Origin of the sequence: Streptomyces sp. WAC07094, assembly GCF_036320405.1 — a bacterium.
In the GTDB taxonomy this organism is placed as follows: domain Bacteria; phylum Actinomycetota; class Actinomycetes; order Streptomycetales; family Streptomycetaceae; genus Streptomyces; species Streptomyces lannensis.
In genome coordinates, this window is the sequence record NZ_JAVMJZ010000001.1 from 3,446,935 (window position 1) to 3,465,040 (window position 18,106).

At 72.5% G+C, this 18,106-nt stretch carries 12 protein-coding genes and 1 riboswitch; of the genes, 6 read left to right on the forward strand and 6 right to left on the reverse strand.

Translation table 11 applies throughout. The features are described 5' to 3' along the window. Positions 1–79 precede the first annotated feature (79 nt). The 3 genes from RCR19_RS15100 to RCR19_RS15110 all read right to left on the reverse strand — a co-directional run bounded on the left by RCR19_RS15100 (position 80) and on the right by RCR19_RS15110 (position 5,091). Positions 80–1,279, reverse strand: a complete 1,200-nt coding sequence (locus RCR19_RS15100) for a VWA domain-containing protein (RefSeq protein WP_331265635.1) — start codon at positions 1,277–1,279, stop codon at positions 80–82. Further along, positions 1,276–3,714: a DUF5682 family protein gene (locus RCR19_RS15105; protein ID WP_331265636.1), complete on the reverse strand. Its 2,439-nt coding sequence runs from the start codon at positions 3,712–3,714 to the stop codon at positions 1,276–1,278. Before RCR19_RS15105 ends, RCR19_RS15100 begins: the two co-directional genes overlap by 4 nt. A 132-nt stretch (positions 3,715–3,846) precedes the next feature. After that, positions 3,847–5,091 (reverse strand): AAA family ATPase, encoded by a 1,245-nt coding sequence (locus RCR19_RS15110; protein WP_331265637.1) that lies wholly within the window; start codon positions 5,089–5,091, stop codon positions 3,847–3,849. A 134-nt stretch (positions 5,092–5,225) separates the two neighbouring features. On the opposite strand from RCR19_RS15110, the gene RCR19_RS15115 reads away from it, so the two are divergent. Both RCR19_RS15115 and RCR19_RS15120 read left to right on the forward strand, forming a co-directional pair. Next, positions 5,226–6,578, forward strand: a complete 1,353-nt coding sequence (locus RCR19_RS15115) for an SWIM zinc finger family protein (protein ID WP_331265638.1) — start codon at positions 5,226–5,228, stop codon at positions 6,576–6,578. 38 nt (positions 6,579–6,616) lie between these two features. Further along, on the forward strand, positions 6,617–8,236 hold the full coding sequence (locus RCR19_RS15120) for a DUF5691 domain-containing protein (protein WP_331265639.1): 1,620 nt from the start codon (positions 6,617–6,619) through the stop codon (positions 8,234–8,236). Positions 8,237–8,323: 87 nt separating this feature from the next. Here the strand turns inward: RCR19_RS15120 and RCR19_RS15125 are convergent, their stop codons facing one another. After that, positions 8,324–8,740 carry a cobalamin B12-binding domain-containing protein gene (locus RCR19_RS15125; RefSeq protein ID WP_059127249.1) on the reverse strand — a complete coding sequence of 139 codons (417 nt, stop codon included), beginning with the start codon at positions 8,738–8,740 and terminating at the stop codon, positions 8,324–8,326. Positions 8,741–9,421: 681 nt separating this feature from the next. On the opposite strand from RCR19_RS15125, the gene RCR19_RS15130 reads away from it, so the two are divergent. Together RCR19_RS15130 and RCR19_RS15135 are read left to right on the forward strand one after the other, a co-directional pair. Then, positions 9,422–10,288: an alpha/beta fold hydrolase gene (locus tag RCR19_RS15130; protein WP_331265640.1), complete on the forward strand. Its 867-nt coding sequence runs from the start codon at positions 9,422–9,424 to the stop codon at positions 10,286–10,288. Between the two features lie 304 nt (positions 10,289–10,592). Next, positions 10,593–12,158 (forward strand): M23 family metallopeptidase, encoded by a 1,566-nt coding sequence (locus RCR19_RS15135; protein WP_331265641.1) that lies wholly within the window; start codon positions 10,593–10,595, stop codon positions 12,156–12,158. A 51-nt stretch (positions 12,159–12,209) separates the two neighbouring features. On the opposite strand, the gene pcrA is transcribed toward RCR19_RS15135, so the two are convergent. Beyond that, complete coding sequence (gene pcrA / locus RCR19_RS15140) at positions 12,210–14,720, reverse strand: DNA helicase PcrA (RefSeq protein ID WP_331265642.1); 2,511 nt, start codon at positions 14,718–14,720, stop codon at positions 12,210–12,212. A 408-nt stretch (positions 14,721–15,128) separates the two neighbouring features. Beyond that, positions 15,129–15,300, forward strand: a riboswitch (cyclic di-AMP (ydaO/yuaA leader). Positions 15,301–15,308: 8 nt separating this feature from the next. On the opposite strand from pcrA, the gene RCR19_RS15145 reads away from it, so the two are divergent. Next, entirely contained in the window at positions 15,309–16,463 is a 1,155-nt protein-coding gene (locus RCR19_RS15145) for an NlpC/P60 family protein (RefSeq protein ID WP_331265643.1), read from the forward strand. Between the two features lie 108 nt (positions 16,464–16,571). Then, on the forward strand, positions 16,572–17,543 hold the full coding sequence (locus tag RCR19_RS15150; RefSeq protein ID WP_331265644.1) for a tellurite resistance/C4-dicarboxylate transporter family protein: 972 nt from the start codon (positions 16,572–16,574) through the stop codon (positions 17,541–17,543). Here RCR19_RS15150 and RCR19_RS15155 read toward each other — a convergent pair. Next, positions 17,521–17,874, reverse strand: coding sequence for a hypothetical protein (locus tag RCR19_RS15155; protein WP_059127243.1), 354 nt, complete (start codon positions 17,872–17,874; stop codon positions 17,521–17,523). The genes RCR19_RS15150 and RCR19_RS15155 overlap by 23 nt on opposite strands. Between the last annotated feature and the right edge of the window lie 232 nt (positions 17,875–18,106).

Here is an 18,106-nt window from a genome sequence, read left to right on the forward strand (position 1 = left end):
GTCATATCCGTTTTCTCACCTTCATCAAGAGGGGCCCCCTTTGTGAACTGCCCGTTGTGTCCCGCCTGTCGCCGGATCGTCATGTCGACTCCGGTATCGGAAGGGGCCGTTTCTCGATGGCCGCCGCCATCACCTCCGGGAACAGGTCGGGCGTGCAGGCGAACGCCGGTGCGCCCAGCGCCGCGAGCGCCGCCGCGTGCTCGCGGTCGTAGGCGGGCGCCCCCTCGTCGGACAGCGCGAGCAGCGCCACGAACTGCACCCCCGACGCCTTCATCGCCGCCACCCGCTTCAGCATCTCGTCCCGGATCCCCCCTTCGTACAGGTCGCTGATGAGGACCACGACCGTGTCGGCGGGCCGCACGATCCGGGACTGGCAGTACGCCAGCGCCCTGTTGATGTCCGTGCCGCCGCCGAGCTGCGTCCCGAAGAGGACGTCGACCGGGTCGTCGAGCTGGTCCGTGAGATCGGCGACGGCCGTGTCGAAGACGACCAGCCGGGTGGCGATGGAGCGCATCGACGCAAGGACCGCCCCGAAGACGGAGGCGTAGACCACCGAGGCCGCCATCGACCCCGACTGGTCGATGCAGAGGACGACCTCCTTCTTCACGGAACGGGACGCCCTCCCGTACCCGATCAGCCGCTCCGGCACGACCGTGCGGTACTCCGGGAGGTAGTGCTTGAGGTTGGCCGCGATCGTGCGGTTCCAGTCGATGTCGTGGTGCCGGGGCCGGGTGACACGCGCGCTGCGGTCGAGCGCGCCCGTGAGCGTGGCACGGGTGCGGGTGGCGAGCCGCTCCTCAAGATCCTCGACGACCTTGCGGACCACCGCCCTTGCGGTCTCCCTGGTGGTTTCCGGCATCGCCTTGTTCAGCGACAGGAGTGTGCCCACCAGGTGCACGTCCGGCTCGACCGCCTCGAGCATCTCCGGCTCCAGGAGCAGAGCGGACAGACCGAGCCGGTCGATGGCGTCCCGCTGCATGACCTGGACGACCGAGGAGGGGAAGTAGGTCCGGATGTCCCCGAGCCAGCGTGCGACGGACGGCGCGGAGGCCCCGAGTCCCGCCGAACGGTCGCGTCCCTGCCGGGGCTTGTCCCCTTTTCCGTACAGCGCGGTCAGGGCGCCGTCCATCGCGGCGTCCCGCCCCGCGAGCCCGTGCCCGGTGCCGTCCGCCGCGTCGCCGCCGAGCACCAGCCGCCAGCGCCGCAGCCGTTCGTCGGCTTCCGCCGTCCTGTTCCGCACGGTCAAGGTCTCCTCCCGGACGGTCGAGTGCGTGCTCATCGGACCACCCCCACAAGGCCGGCGGCGCCGTTGCCGGCGGCCTCGTCCGCTCCGAGCAGCAGACGCAGCACAGGGAGCACGGCGTCCGCACGCCCGGCGTCCCGCTCGACGGCGAACCCCGAGGGGCCCGAGCCGGTGGCCGCCGCGCCGCCCCGCGCCCCCGGACCCCGCCGCACCAGCTCACCCAGCGTGCGCCGCACTCCCGGCTCATAGGCCGAGAACGTGCGCCTCAGCAGCGGCAGTACGTCGGTGAACGCGTCCGCCGGCACCCCGGTCAGCCATGCGTCCACCAGGCCGAGCAGCCGCTCGTCGTGCACCAGCAGCATCCCGCCGCCGGAACCGCCGCCGACGAACCCCTCGATCCACGCGGCGGCGTCCGCCGGTGCCGTCCCCGGCGACAGCACGAGTCCCATCAGCCGAGCCGCATCCTCCTGCGCCAGCTCCCCGTCGTCCAGCAGCAGCCGCACGGCCCGCCCGCGGATCACCCCGGGCACGCTGTCCCGCCCGGAGAGCACCCGCAGGACGGAACACCACCGCCCGCGCAGTCCGCCTCGCGCCCCCACGGCCCCTTCCGCCAGCAGCCCCACCGACCCGTGCACCGCGTCGATATGACGCCGCATCTCCTCGGCCGCCTCCGCGTCCAGCGCGGCGCAGGCGGGCGGCAGCCCGACGAACACCCGCTCCGCCAGGCCCGTCGCGACCTCGGCCAGCGCCCGGGTGTCCGTGCCGCGCACGTCCCCGTAGCGCAGCGCACGGACCAGCGCGGGCAGGGCCTGGGCCAGATGTCCGACGTCGGCGTCGAGTGCCGCGCGGTCGGCGAGGACCCGCATGACCACGGGCAGCGCGTCGGACAGCTCCGCCCGCAGGCACCGCTCGGCGAGCGCCGTGACCTCGGCGAGAGCCTGCGCGGCGACCGCTTCCGCCTCGGCCTTCGCGGTCGCGGCGCCGAGCACGGTCGTCCCCCAGACGCCGGCCTCGGCGACCCGCACGGCCAGCTCCGGATCCCAGCGCAGCCGCCAGGTCTCCCGGAACGTCCCGGTGCTGCCGCGCGAGACCACGGGCTCTCCCCACCCGATCCCCAGGAGCCGCAGCCGGTGGAGCAGGCGGCTGCGCCCCGCGTCGGTCTCCCTGCGCAGATCGAGCTCCAGCTCCCGCTCCTGCGGCTCGGGTTTGAGCCTGAGCCGCTTCTGGAGCCGGGCGAGGTCCCGCTGCAACGGCACCGCGGGGGCCGAGGCGGGCACTTCCCCGAGGACGTCCCCGACCACCAGCCGGTCGTGCACCAGAGCCAGCGGCACATCCGATCCCTCGCACATCACCGCCCGCACCGCGTCGGTCGTCTCGGACAGCCCCGGCAGCGGCCGTCCGCGCAGCGCGGCAAGCGTCCCGGCGAGCCGCACCGCCTCGATGACATGCGCGGACGACACAATCCGGCCCTCCTCGCGGAGCAGCCCGGCCACCCTCGTCAGCCACCGCTCCACGGGCCGGTCGGGGGCGGCGAACAGGTGCCCGTACCAGCCGGGCGAGTCGATCCCCGCGCCGTAGCCACCGGCCCGGGACAGCCTCCGATGGGTCCAGGGCACCCAGGTCATGTCCGTCCTCACCTTGGGCAGTCCCTTCAACAGGGCCCGGTCGGCGGCGACGGATGTCCTCCGGCGCAGCGCGGGCACGTGCCAGGCCCCGCACACCACGGCCACGTCCCGGCCGAACTCGCGCCGGGCGGCGCGCACCTGCAGCCGCATGTACGCCTCCCGCACGAGGTCCCGCTCGCGCCCCCCGGTGCCGAACGCCTCCCGCAGGGCGCCCATCGCCTCCTCGAGCACGGCGAACGGGGCGAGGGCGTCGGCCGTCCCCGCGCCCCGGTGCTCGACGACGTCCTCCCACCACCGCTCCGGATCGTCGTATCCGGCGGTTCTCGCCAGTACGGCGACCGGGTCGACGCGCACCGTGTCCTCCGGTCCGCCGTCCGCGCCGGGCCCGGCGGCCCCGGTCGGCCCCGCTCCGTCCCCGCGTCCGTCTACGGACGGCCCGGGCTCCGCCTCACCGGTCCCGTCCTGCCGGGACGCCGGGTCCTCCCCCTGCCATGCCAGCGTGTGCGCGGCGGGCAGGTCGATGAACCGGGCCGGAACGCCGTGTTCCAGAGCCCAGCGGATCGCCACCCACTCCGGGGAGAACTCGGCCAGCGGCCAGAACGCGGACCGTCCTGGCTCGTCCACGGCGTGGGCGAGCAGCGCCACCGGCGGCCGCATCTCCTCGTCGGCCGCGAGCGGGACGAGCGGGTCCGCCTCGGGCGGCCCCTCGATCAGCACGGTGCGCGGCCGCGCCGAGTCCAGCGCGGCCCGCACGGCGCGCGCGGAGCCCGGTCCGTGATGCCGCACCCCGAGCAGCAGCGGCCCTCCGCCTGCCGTCGCGCCCGGCGACCCGTCAACGCCCGTCACACCGTCCCCCTCGCCTCCGGCCCCATCCCGGATCCCCGCGTCCGTGCACCCCGGCGCCGGCACACCCGTCCACGGCCGCCGTGCCGCCCGCGCCACCCGAAAAGCCCCGCGGGACCTCGCCCGCCGGGCCCGTCATGCGGACACCTCCCGGCATGCGCGATAGAAGTCCGTCCAGCCGTCACGCTCACGGACCACGGCCTCCAGGTACTCCTGCCAGATGACGCGGTCGGTCGCGGGTTCGCGGACGACCGCTCCGAGGATGCCCGCGGCGATGTCGCCCGCCCGCAGCACGCCGTCGCCGAAGTGCGCGGCCAGCGCGAGCCCGCCCGTGACCACGGAGATCGCCTCGGCGGTGGACAGCGTGCCGCTGGGGGACTTCAGCTTCGTCCGTCCGTCCGCGGTGACGCCGCTGCGCAGTTCCCGGAAGACCGTGACGACGCGCCGGATCTCGTCGATGCCGTCGGGCAGGGCCGGCAGGTCGAGCGAGCGTCCGATCTGCTCGACCCGGCGGGAGACGATGTCGACCTCCGCCTCGGCGCTCTCGGGCAGCGGCAGCACCACGGTGTTGAAACGGCGGCGCAGCGCGCTGGACAGCTCATTGACCCCGCGGTCGCGGTCGTTGGCCGTCGCGATCAGGTTGAAGCCGCGGACGGCGAGCACCTCCTGCCCCAACTCCGGTATCGGCAGCGTCTTCTCGGACAGGATGGTGATGAGCGTGTCCTGCACGTCGGCCGGGATGCGGGTCAGCTCCTCGACCCGGGCGACCGCCCCCTCGCGCATGGCCCGCATGACGGGGCCGGGCACCAGCGCGTCCGGGCTCGGGCCGTGCGCGAGCAGTTGTGCGTAGTTCCAGCCGTAGCGGATCGCCTCCTCCGGAGTCCCGGCCGTGCCCTGCACGACCAGCGTCGAGTCGCCGCTGACGGCCGCCGCGAGATGCTCGGACACCCAGGTCTTGGCCGTGCCCGGCACGCCGAGCAGAAGCAGGGCGCGGTCGGTGGCGAGCGTGGTGACGGCCACCTCGACGATGCGGCGCGGGCCGACGTACTTCGGTGTGATCACCGTGCCGTCCGGCAGTGTGCCGCCCAGCAGATAGGTGGCCACGGCCCAGGGCGACAGCCGCCAGCGGGCCGGGCGCGACCGGTCGTCCTGCGCGGCCAGCGCGGCGAGTTCGGCCGCGAAGGCGTCCTCGGCGTGCGGCCGCAGCACCCCGGACCCCGCCCGCCCGGGTCCTTCCACCCGCCCTCGCGCACTCTCCTCCCCCGGCGTGTGCACGGGCGCGGGCACCCGCCCGTCCGGGGCTGCCACCCCGCCCCCGCTCCCGGGCCCCGGCTCGCTCGGGCCCGGTTCGACGGACATCGGATCGACGGACACACGCATGGCCGTATCCCCCTCCAGCTCGGCCGGTTCTGATCTGCCACCAACCGTGCACCAGACCACTGACAATCCGCGGTGACCTGTGCAAAGACCCTTGCGACCGGCGATTGTCAGTGCCGGGACCTACCTTCGACGACATGACTCAGCAGGGGGTGCGCTGGACCGCGGACCAGGTGCTGGCACTGGCACCTGACGCCGCGTCACGCGAGGCGGGAAGCGAACTCGGTGCCGCCGGCCCGTGGTCGCAGGCGGGCAGTTCCGACGAGCGGACGGTCTGGGGACTGTGCAAGGGCAGTGGCAGTACGCCGTACCGGACGGTCGTCGACATCGCGGAGGCGAACGGCCCTGCGTACTCGTGCAGTTGTCCCAGCCGCAAGTCCCCGTGCAAGCACGCCCTGGGGCTGCTGCTGCTCTGGGCCGGCGGGGACGGCACGGTGTCGCGGGGGCAGGCGCCGGACTGGGCGGAGCGGTGGATCGAGGGGCGCAGGCAGCACGCACAGATAAAGGGGACAGCGGCCGGACACGGCGGGGGCACGACCGGCGATCCGGAGGCGGCCCGGCGCCGGGCGGAGCGGCGGGCCGAGCGGATCACGGCCGGGGCGGAGGAGCTGGAGCAGCGGCTGGCCGACCTGCTGCGCGGCGGTCTGGCCTCGGCCGAACAGGCGGGGTACGGGCTGTGGGAGGAGACGGCCGCCCGGATGGTGGACGCACAGGCCCCGGGACTGGCCGGCCGGGTACGGGAGTTGGGGTCGCTCCCCGCGTCCGGAGCGGGCTGGCCGGCCCGGCTCCTGGAGGAGTGCGCGCTGCTGCATCTGCTGGACCGGGGCTGGCTGCGCCGTGAGCGGCTGCCGGCCGGGCTGGCGGCGACGGTCCGTTCACGGGTCGGCCTGCCCGGCTCGCCGGAGGGTCCGCCGGTCCGGGACAGCTGGCTGGTCCTGGCGCAGTACGACACCTCGGACGGCCGGCTCACCACACGCAGGATCTGGCTGTACGGATCGGAGACCGGGCGCACCGTACTGCTCCTCTCCTTCGCGGCCGCCGGACGCGCTCCGGAGCCGTCGCTGCCGGTGGGCCTGTCCTTCGAGGCGGAGGTCTCCCGGTATCCGGGCGACGGGCAGCCCCGGGTGGCGCTGGGCGAGCGGTTCACCCCGCCCGAGCCGGTCGCGGTGCGTCCTGCGGGCCTGACCACCGTCCGGGCGGCGGCCCGGTACGGGGAGGCGCTGCGCGCGGACCCCTGGCTGGAGTCGTTCCCGGTGACGCTGAACCGGGTGATACCGACACCGGCCGGGGACGCCTGGCAGCTGGCGGACGCGGACGGCGGCACGGCGCTCCCGATCACCTCCTCGTCGGCCGCCCGTCCGGGCCTGTGGCGCTTGGTCGCCCTCTCGGGCGGCGGTCCGGTCACGGTCTTCGGCGAGTGCGGTCACCTCGGCTTCACCCCGCTCACCGCCTGGCCCGAGACAGCTGGAGAGGCGGTCCCGCTGTGCTGACGGCACCGGAGCCAACGCCCACCGACCGGAGGACCGACATGACTGCGACTCCCGCCCCGCCGGACACGGCTCCCGATGTGCCCTGGGATGAGCTCGTGACCGTGGCCCTGCTGGGCACCGGCCGGCGTACCCCGGCATGGCTGCCGCCCGGTCGCGAGGCGCCGACGGCTCTGCTGGACCTGGCCGCCGTGGAGACGGTGCGCCGCAGAGCGGGGCTGCGCCCCGCCCCGGCGGAGGCGCGCCCCGTGCCCGCTGCACCGGACCCTCGCCCGCCGCTGCCACCCGCGGCGGTCCGCAGACTGGCCCTGCTCCTGTCGGAGCGCCCCGGCGCGGTCGGTGGCCGCAGGGGGGCGGCCCCCGACCTCATGGAGTTGCTGCCGCAGTGGCTGTCCCTGGCCAACGCACGGGGCTTCGCGCCACCGCCGCAAGCACTGCCCGCGCTTCTGGACGCGGCCCGCGGGCGCACGGACCTGCGGCCGGCGGCGCTGGCCTTCGCCGGACCGCGCGCCCTGTGGCTGGCCCGGCTGAACCCGGACTGGCGCTTCGCGCTGCGCTCCACGCCCGGTGGCGGTGCCGAACTGCCGCCGTCCGAGGACGGGGACCGCATCCGGGCCCTGTGGCAGGAGGGCCTGTTCGCGGAGCGGGTCGCACTGCTCGCCGCGCTCCGTACACGACAGCCGGCCGCCGCCCGCGAACTGCTGGCCTCCACCTGGGCGGCCGAGCGGGCCGAGGACCGTCTGATGTTCCTCGACTCACTGCGCGCCGGGCTCGAAGCCGCGGACGAGCCGTTCCTGGAGCAGGCGCTCTCCGACCGGAGCCGCAATGTACGGGCGACGGCGGCGGAGTTGCTGTCGGCACTTCCGGGCTCGGCCCTGGCCGGCCGCATGGCGGCGCGGGCGGCGGCCTGCGTGGCGATCGACCGCACGCGTCCGGAGGCCGTGATCGTCGTCGAGGCACCGCACCAGTGCGATCCGGGCATGGAGCGCGACGGAGTGGTGCCGAATCCCCCGGCGGGCCGCGGCGAACGGTCGTGGTGGCTGGGCCAGCTGGTGGAGGCCGCACCGCTCGGTGCGTGGCCGGTCCGGCTGGGGCGGCGTACGCCGGAGGAGATCGTCGCGCTGCCGGTTGCGGACGACTGGCGGAACGAGCTGCACGCGGCGTGGTGCCGTGCCGCCGTGCGGCAGCGCGACCCCGGCTGGTCCCGGGCCCTGCTCGGCCGCCCCTCGGCCCCGGAGGCCGGGGGTCCGGGTGCGGTGTCCCTGGCCGAGCGGGCGAAGCTGCTGTCGATCCTGGAAGCGGCCGACCGGGCGGACTGGGTCGCGGGGTTCATCGCCACACACGGTCTGTCCGAGGCCTTCCAGCTTCTCGGGGTGTGCGCGGTCCCCTGGGCCGCGCCCCTCGGGCGGGCGGTCGTGGACGCGCTCGACATCGCCCGCGACGCGGGGAGTTATCCATGGAGCTTCAGCGGGGTGATGGGCCTCGCGGAGCGCTGCCTCGATCCCGCGGAGGCGAGCCGGCTCGACGCGCTGACGGCGATACCGGACGAGACGGAGGACACGTCGCCCGGGGCCGGCGGCTACTGGGCAGAGGCGTTCCAGCGCTTGACCACGACACTGCGGCTGCGCGCCACGATGCGGCAGGAACTGGGCGAGCCCTGAGCCGGGGCACACGGCCGCGCCACGACGTGCTGAAGGGCGCCGCCCGCCCATCGGTGAACGGCGCCCTCGTCGCGCTGGTCGCGGGTGTTACGCCCCGGCCGGCTGGCGCACGTTCGCCCGTACCCAGTCCACGATCGATGCCGTGGTCGCACCGGGAGTGAAGATCTCCGCGACGCCCTTCTCCTTCAGCGGGGGGATGTCCGCCTCGGGGATGATCCCGCCGCCGAAGACCAGGATGTCCTCCGCGTCGCGCTCCTTGAGCAGCTCGATCACCGCGGCGAACAGCGTGTTGTGCGCGCCGGACAGGATCGACAGGCCGATGGCGTCGGCGTCCTCCTGGATCGCCGTGTCCACGATCTGCTCGGGCGTCTGATGGAGGCCGGTGTAGATGACCTCCATACCCGCGTCGCGCAGCGCCCGCGCGATCACCTTGGCCCCACGATCGTGGCCGTCGAGCCCCGGCTTGGCCACCACCACGCGGATCGGACCGGCTGCCACACCCATCACTGCCTCCATGAAGCGACTACTCCACCCTGTACCGATGTACCGCACCGCCGCCACGTCACCGCACCGGCGGACATACGGACCGCACGTTCGGCGTATTTTCCCGCCGGCGGTGAACACACACCGCTCCGCCCGCGCGACCCCGGCGGACCGGGCCCTCGCGCACCTCACGCCACAGGTGTCCCGCTCCGCACCGACCCGGGAAGTGAACGAACGTTATCGCCAGCATCCCGCAACCGGCAGTTTCGCGGTGCAGACCGAGGGGGAAATCACACAGTGGGACACATTCGCCGCGCAGGGTCTCCCCTCTCGGCGGCACAGGGGCCGTGACACAGGCGGCCCGGGTGCCGTGGACCGAGGTGATCGTGCGCACGGAGAGCCGCTGAGGGCGGCCGCACCATCGCATCGCCGGCGGGGCGCCGTGGTGGTGAGGTCTTCCGGCGAAATTGCACAGGGCACGAATGCGGGGACCCCACACCCGTACGAGGAGGACGGGAACCGCGACCGAGGACGGGCGTCGCGTCACAGCGACGAGAAGACGTCCGTCACATCAGGGCACATGCCGCGTCCGCGGCACGGCCGAACCCGCGGTCCTTGCCCCGCAGGCCATCGCCTGACGGCTTTCCACGAGGGCTCACGGGGGACAGAGGCGTCCTTGCGTGTGCCGACGGGAGGTCGGCCATGATGGTCACCAGGGCAGTGCAGCCCCTGCAGCCGCTGCTTCCGCTGTGCCAGCGTCTGTTCCCGAGCCGACTGGCCGGACTCTCCATAGCTCTCCTGAAGGCGACCGCGCTGGAGCTCGCGATCCTCGCCGGGCATGTGCTCCTCTATCCCTCGGGCATCATTCAGGAGCGCCGTTCGGCGCCCCTCCCGATCCCGCCGGATGCCGCCACGCTGCCGACCGAGGCCAAACCTCCGGTCATCCTGCTGCACGGGTTCATCGACAACCGCTCGGTCTTCGTCCTGCTGCGTCGCAATCTCACCCAGCACGGACGGCAGCACATCGAGTCCCTCAACTACTCACCGCTGACCTGCGACATCCGCACCGCCGCCCAGCTTCTCGGCCGTTATATCGAAGAACTGTGCGAGCGTACGGGGCAGCAGCGGGTGGACGTCGTCGGGCACAGCCTGGGTGGGCTGATCGCGCGGTACTACGTCCAGCGCCTCGGCGGCGACCTGCGCGTCCGCACCCTCGTCACGCTGGGCACCCCGCACTCGGGGACTCGTGTCGCGCCGCTCGCGAACGCGCACCCGATCGTGCGGCAGATGCGTCCCGGCTCGGAGCTCATCCAGGAACTGCGCGAGCCCGCGCCCGGCTGCCGTACGCACTTCGTGAGCTTCTGGAGCGATCTGGATCCCCTGATGGATCCGCTGGAGACGGCCTGCGTCGACCACCCCGATCTGCTGGTGCAGAACGTACGGGTCAGCGGCATCGGTCATCTCGCCCTGCCGGTGCACCCCACCGTCGCCGCCGGGATACGGCAGGCACTCGACCTCGTCGAGCCCGGAGCGGCCGCCGCTCACACCGGTGGTCTGACGGTGGCCTGACCCATCGGCCCCCCGGCACGCGGCCACGGACGGCACGATCCTTGGCCATCACTTGCGGAGGACAGCCCGGCGCGACCCCCGCCACGGCCCCGGAATCGCCCGTCCGATGACGCGCAGACACCCTCTCGACCTCGAACATTCATCGAACGCAAAACCAAAGCCTCGCCGCGGGCCGCCGAATCACGGCTGAATGCCCGTTTCCTGCACGAGGGAAACCAACGGAAGATTGTCGCGCCCGCATACCGCCGGGTACAGTCACCGCACTGCTCTGCCAGCCCCTGTTGTCGAGGCGAAAGAGAAGTTGGTGAACGACCGTCACCCGTCGGGGACCGCTACTTCCCCGACTCCGGCCCCCGATGCCGTCGCGGCGCACTATGCGTCGTACGGAGGACACGGTGGCCAGTACGGCGAGTTCACCACGTACACGGACACCTTCGGCACCGGCGGCACCACGACGGCGAACTTCGCGGCCGACCCCCTCTTCGGGGACCTGCCCGGCCACGGCTCGACCGGCACGTACGACGCCACGCAGTGGTCCACGGCCGGCCATGCGACATACGGCGACAACGCCCACCCGTCGCCGAACTACGACGCCTACGCCGCCCAGCACCAGGCCGCCTTCGACACCGGCGCCCATGACACGACCGCCTGGGCGACCGGTTATCAGCAGCTCGCAGGTATCCCCGCGCAAGGCACCTCCCCCGATGCCACGGGTCAGTGGGACGCACAGGCCTGGGCCGAGGCCGGCCAGACGGCGGACCCGGCCCAGCAGTGGGAATGGGGCACGCAGGCCTTCGACACGGGCGCCTACGACGCCACCCAGTGGAACTCGGCCGAAGCCGTCGAGCACGGGGTCCACGACCAGTACGCCGACGCGGCGGACCCGGCCACGTCGACCTTCGAGCAGGCGATCCCGCACCCCTTCGACCAGGCCGAGTCCTTCGACGGCGCGGAGACCTTCGACCAGCAGGCCACCGCCGGCTTCGACGCGGCGGAAGCCTTCGATCAACCGCCGTACGACCACATCGCCTACGAAGTAGGCGAGTCGGGAGACGGCGAGGCGCCCGGCGACACCCCGTCGCTGCTCGAGGACGAGGAAGACATCGCCCCCGCCTCCCGTGTCGCGGCCCGCGCCTCGAACCGCGCCCGGCGCCGCGCCCCGGCGAAGCGATCCGCACTGCTGACCGTCGCCGTGCCGTCCGTGTGCGTCATGGGGGTGGCCGGTATCGCCGCCGCGTCCGTCGGCGTGAACGGGGAGGACGGCAAGACGACCAGCGCCTCGGCCGCCACCCCGGTGAAGCCGTCCGCCGCGAACAACAAGCTGGACTCCCAGCTCGAGAGCGTCTCCGCGGGTGCGAACGACTTCGCGGACCGGGCGAGCCGCACGCAGGAGCGCATCGACCTCAAGGCGGAGCAGGCTGCCGAGCAGCGGAAGGCCGCGGCGGAGGCGGCGCTCAAGGAGCGGATGCGACCGAAGTTCGTCCTGCCGGTTCTGCAGAAGGGCCTGAGCGCCTACTTCGGACAGGCCGGCATCAACTGGATGTCCGTGCACACCGGGATCGACTTCCCGGTCTCCTACGGCACCACGGTGATGGCCGCAACGGACGGCACGGTCCGCACACAGTGGAACAGTGCCTACGGCAACATGATGATCCTGACCGCGAAGGACGGTACGGAGACGTGGTACTGCCACCTCTCCACCTACCGGGTCTCCTCCGGAACGACGGTGAAGGCCGGCCAACCGATCGCGTACTCCGGCAACTCGGGCAACTCCACCGGCCCGCACCTGCACTTCGAAGTGCGCCCCGGCGGCGGCGCGGCAATAGACCCGCTGCCCTGGCTGCGCAGCCACGGGCTCGACCCGACCTGATCAACTCCCCGGCCGGGGCCCCGCCGTTGGGCGTGGGCCCGGCCGCATGGGCTACAGCTTCTCCACCGGCGCGTACCGCAGCAGCAGCCGCTTCGGCTTGGTGTCGCCGAAGTCGATCGTCGCCTCCGCGTTCCCACCCGTGCCCTTGACGCCGACGACCGTCCCCAGGCCGAACTGGTCGTGCGTGACGCGGTCGCCCACCGCCAGGGAGATCACCGGTTTCTCCGCCGCACCGCCCCGGCGGGTGGCGAACCCGGACGCGCCGACGGCCGAGGAGCGCGAGCGGGAGGACGACAGCGAGGCCGCGACGCCCGAGAGCGGACCGGAGGACACCGGGGCCGAGGAGGTGCCGGTGCGCTTCCACTCCACATGCTGGTCCGGGATCTCCTCCAGGAAGCGTGAGGGCGGGTTGTACGCGGGCTGACCCCAGGCGCTGCGCAGGGCCGACCGCGTGAGGTACAGCCGCTCCCGCGCCCGTGTGATGCCGACGTACGCCAGGCGCCGCTCCTCCTCCAGCTCCTTGGTCTGGCCGAGCGCGCGCATGTGCGGGAAGACGCCGTCCTCCATACCGGTCAGGAACACCACCGGGAACTCGAGGCCCTTCGCGGTGTGGAGGGTCATCAGCGTGATGACGCCGTCACCGTCCTCCTCGTCCGGGATCTGGTCGGAGTCGGCGACGAGAGCGACCTGTTCGAGGAAGTCGGCGAGCGTACCCCCCGCAGCTGCCGCCCCCGGCGTCGATGCCTCCTCGCCGCGCTCCTGCTCGAACTCCAGGGCCACGGCGGCGAGTTCCTGGAGGTTCTCGATACGGGTCTCGTCCTGGGGGTCGGTCGAGGCCTGCAACTCGGCCAGATAGCCGGTGCGCTCCAGCACGGCCTCCAGGACCGTGGCCGGTCCGGCGCCGGACTCCACGATGGTCCGCAGGTCCTCCATCAGTGCGTTGAACCGCTTGACCGCGTTCGTCGAGCGGGCCGCCATGCCGTATGCCTCGTCCACGCGACGCAGCGCCTGCGGGAAGCTGACCTTCTCCCGCTGCGCGAGGGCGTCGATCATCGCCTCGGCGCGCTCGCCGATGCCCCGCTTCGGGACGTTCAGGATCCTCCGCAGCGGTACGGAGTCCTCCGGGTTCGCCAGCACCCGCAGATACGCGAGGACGTCCCGGACCTCCTTGCGCTCGTAGAAGCGGACGCCGCCGACCACCTTGTAGGGCAGGCCGACGCGGATGAAGATCTCTTCGAAGACACGGGACTGGGCGTTCGTGCGGTAGAAGACGGCGACGTCGCCGGCCTTCGCCTCGCCCGAGTCCGTCAGTCGGTCTATCTCCTCGGCGACGAACTGGGCCTCGTCGTGCTCGGTGTCGGCGACATAGCCGATGATCCGTGCGCCCGCGCCCGCGTTGGTCCACAGGTTCTTGGGACGGCGCGACTCGTTGCGCTCGATGACCGCGTTGGCCGCGCTCAGGATCGTCTGCGTGGAGCGGTAGTTCTGCTCCAGGAGGATCGTGGTGGCATCCGGGTAGTCCTCCTCGAACTGGAGGATGTTGCGGATGGTGGCGCCGCGGAAGGCGTAGATCGACTGGTCGGCGTCACCGACGACGCACAGCTCGGCCGGGGGCAGGTCGTGCTCGGACGGCGGCACGTCCACGGGATGCCCGGCGGTGCCGACGAGTTCCCGTACGAGGGCGTACTGGGCGTGGTTGGTGTCCTGGTACTCGTCGACGAGGACGTGGCGGAAGCGGCGGCGGTAGTGCTCGGCGACGTCGGGGAAGGCGCGCAGCAGGTTGACCGTCGTCATGATCAGGTCGTCGAAGTCGAGCGCGTTCGCCTCGCGGAGGCGGGACTGGTAGAGCGTGTAGGCCTGGGCGAGGGTCTTCTCGAAGCCGTCGGCGGCCTGCGCGGCGAAGTCCTCCTCGTCGATCAGCTCGTTCTTCAGGTTGGAGATCTTGGCGCTGAAGGACTTCGGCGGGAACCGCTTGGGGTCGAGGTCCAGATCGCGGCAGACGAGCGCCATCAGCCGCTTGCTGTCGGCGGCGTCGTAGATCGAGAAGGAGGACGTGAAGCCCAGCTTCTTGCTCTCCCGCCGCAGGATGCGGACGCACGCGCTGTGGAAGGTCATCACCCACATCGCGTTCGCGCGCGGGCCGACGAGCTGCTCGACACGCTCCTTCATCTCGCCCGCGGCCTTGTTGGTGAAGGTGATCGCGAGGATCTGGCCGGGATGCGCGCCCCGCTCGGCCAGCAGATGGGCGATGCGGTGGGTGAGCACGCGGGTCTTGCCGGAGCCGGCGCCGGCCACGATGAGCAGGGGGGAGCCGGCGTGCACGACGGCCGCGCGCTGGTTCTCGTTCAGGCCCTGGAGCAGCGCCTGGGGGTCGATGACGGGGCGGGGAGCGCCGTCGCGGTAGTAGGAGTCACGATCCGCGGGCACGTCGAAGCGCCCGCCGAACAGATCGTCCGGAACCGGCTCCGGAGCGTGGTCGTCCTCGGGCGGCGGGGGCTCCTCCTCAGGGGCCGGTGTGGCCTTGAGGTCCGCCAGGAAGCTGTCGTCAAAGAGGCTGCTCATCGCTCTCCGAGTCTAGGCCGCCCCACCGACAGTCGGCCGCCGCCCCGAGAACTCCGCCGCCGGGAGCGGGCCGGACGCCCACGGTCTTCCGGTGCCGACCGCACTCGCACCGCCACCTTCCGGGACCGTTCGATCGCTGACGGAAACCGATCGCGGGACGGTGCACCGTCCCGCGATCCGGTACCGCCTCCCGACGGAACCAGGCGGAGTCCGTCACTCCGCACGACTTCACGGGAAAACGCCCAACCCGTCGCAGATCCCGCCGCATTCCCCCAGGGCGGCCCGGCACATGGTCAAGGTCACGAAAATGTATCGGGCATATCGCACATCAACCTTCACACGGGCCACACGAGTTGGCTAGCGTTCCGAGCGGGTCGCACGACCCCCACCGGCGAAGGTCGCCGGGCCGTGCGGCCTCCGCCGAGTCCGGTACGCCCCCGCGGCAGCCGGAGCCGGGGACCCACCCGACCTTGGGGTGAATCGGCCAACGGCCCTGCGGGGCCAGGGCCGTAGGGCATGCCTTCCGGAACCACCCGCCCGAACCCGACAGCTAACTCGGTAGGCGGAGTACGGAAGGAGACGCCTCCCATGGCGCCGCATCGCAAGGCGCGCCCCTCGGGCACGCGCATCGCAGGCATACGGACCCCCGTTCTCGCGACGGCCGCCCTCACCTCCGTGGCCCTGCTGTCCCAGACCGCCAACGCCGCCCCCTCCCCCGACCGCAAGCCGAGCGTCGAGGAGGTCGAGAAGAAGGTCGACGACCTCTACCGCCAGGCGGAGTCGGCCACCGACAAGTACAACGCGGCCAAGGAGAAGTCGACCGAGCAGCGCAAGCGCGTCGACACGCTCCTCGACGACGTGGCCCAGCGCACCCAGAAGCTCAATGAGGCACGTGAGCAGCTGGGGTCGTTCGCCGCCGCGCAGTACCGCACCGGGGCGGCGGCCCCCGACACGGCCACCTTCATGCTGGCCGACAGCCCTCAGGACTACTTCGACCAGACCCAGCTGATGAACCGGCTCACCGGTCGCCAGAAGGAGACGGTCGACGACTACTTCACCGACCGGTCCGCGACGATGAAGAAGCGGCAGGAGGCCACCGAGAGCCTTCAGACGCTCACCGAGTCGCAGGAAGCGCTGAAGTCGAGCAAGACGGAGATCCAGAAGAAGCTCGGCACCGCGCGGGAGCTGCTCTCCAGACTCACCGCGGAGGAGAAGGCACGCCTCGCCGCGATCGAGAAGAAGAAGCAGGAGGAGGCGCGGCGCCAGGCGGAGGAGCTGGCCCGGCAGCAGGAGGCGGCCCGGCAGAAGCAGGCCGCGCAGGAGTCGTCCTCCTCCACCACCACGGGCGGCTCGTCCGGCTCCTCCACCACGGTCCCCTCGAACGGGACGAAGGCGGAGAAGGCCCTCGCGTACGCCCGGGCCCAGGTGGGCAAGCCGTACGTGTGGGGCGCGACCGGCCCCGATTCGTACGACTGCTCCGGACTGACCCAGGCCGCCTGGAAGGCCGCAGGGGTGTCGCTCCCGCGCACCACGTACGACCAGGTCGACGCCGGCACGACGGTGCCGCTCGCCGACGCCCAGCCGGGTGACCTGATCTTCTTCTACGACGACATCAGCCACGTCGGCATCTACATCGGCGACGGCATGATGATCCATGCGCCGAAGCCGGGCGCCTACGTCCGCGAGGAGTCCATCTACTACGACGGCGCCTCCATCATCCACAGCGTGGTGCGCCCCGCCTGAGACCGGGCCTCCCGCTCGTCGTGCGGTACGCGCGCGTGGGGTTGTTTTCGGCATCCCCGCGCGCGTGCCCCGTACGCAACGCGGGTGCGCATCCCTAGCATCGGGCGCATGTCAGGCACCTCCGCGCTCCGCACCTGGTGGTCGCAGCGTCCACCCGCCACCGGGGCCGCCGTGATGGCGACCGGCATCCTGTCGGTCGGACTGCTCCTGGCCGGCCACCGGGTCCTCTCCCGTATCGCTCTGGCCCTGGCGGCCGCCGCCTGGCTGGGACTGGTCGCCGACGCCGCCGTACGGGCGCCGGGGTGGCGCGGGCGCGGGGCGGACGCGGCGCTCCCCCCGGCCGCCCTCACCCCGGTCGCGGCGACCGCCGCGCTGGGCACGGCGACGGCCGTGCAGGGCGGGCAGTCGCTCGCGAAGGCCCTGCTCGCCCTGTCCGTCCTGCTGTGGGCGGTCCTGCTCCTGGTGGTCGCACGCCGCTGGAAGCGCCGAATGGCCGGGACGGTCTTCCTCGGCTGCGTGGCGACGGAGGGGATCGCGCTGCTCGGTGCGGTGCTGGCGGTGTCCGCCGGTGCGGCGTGGCTCGCACACACGGCACTCGTGTTCTTCTGGCTCGGGCTGGTGTTCTACGTGGTCGGACTGCGGTGCTTCGACCTGCGCCAGGTGACGAGGGGGGCGGGGGACCACTGGATCCTGGGCGGCGGACTCGCCATCGCCGCGGTGGCCGGGGCGCGGCTCGTTCTCGCCTCCCACCGGATGTACCTCTGGAACAACGACGACCGTGCCGCCCTGCGGGGCGTGACCATCGCGCTGCTCGTCCTCGCCCTTGTGTGCTACTGCCTGCTGGCGGTGGCCGAGGTGCTCCGCCCCCGGCTCGGCTACGACGTACGGCGCTGGGCGACCGTCTTCCCGATGGGCATGACGGCGGTGGCGTCGCTGTCCGTCGCCACCGCGCTCGGGGTGCCGTGGCTGCGCGATCTGGGCCGGGTGCTGCTGTGGATCGCGGTGGCCGCCTGGTGCGTGGTCCTCGCCGGCGCCGTCCTGTCGGCGTCGGGCGGCCTCAGGTCCAGAGCACCGCGATGAAGATGTTCGCGACGGTCAGTGCGCCGACGAGGGCGAAGAGCGGCTTCTCGACCCTCTCCTCGTCCCGCTTCACATAGACCAGGCCGAGGATCACGATCAGCAGGGCCAGCTTCACACCGATCTTGATCGTGTCGACGGAGTGGTGGTCCGCCTCGTTGAGCCCGACCAGCACGACACCGGTGACCAGCATGGTCAGCGCGCCGTGCAGCATCCCGGGCACAAAACGGGCCGTGCCCCGGCCCATCGCCTTCATCTGGGTGAGGAAGCCGCCGAGGAGCGCGGCGATACCGATGATGTGCAGGCCGACGAAGAGATGGATGAGTACGTCCATGGGTCCGGAGCCTAACCAGGGGTGCCCGGCCTCCCGGTCACCGACCCCGCGTCGAGGACGACGCACGTGCCCGCGCGGCCACCGCGTATATGCGCTCTATAGCACTCCGCCGCCCGCCCGCGTCCCGAAACCACCGCATCGGTCATCGCACAGCGTGAAGTCGGCGCTCCCGGAACGGGATCACGGCCACATACGGTCACCGGTAGTCCGGTCGCGACAGTTCCGCACATTG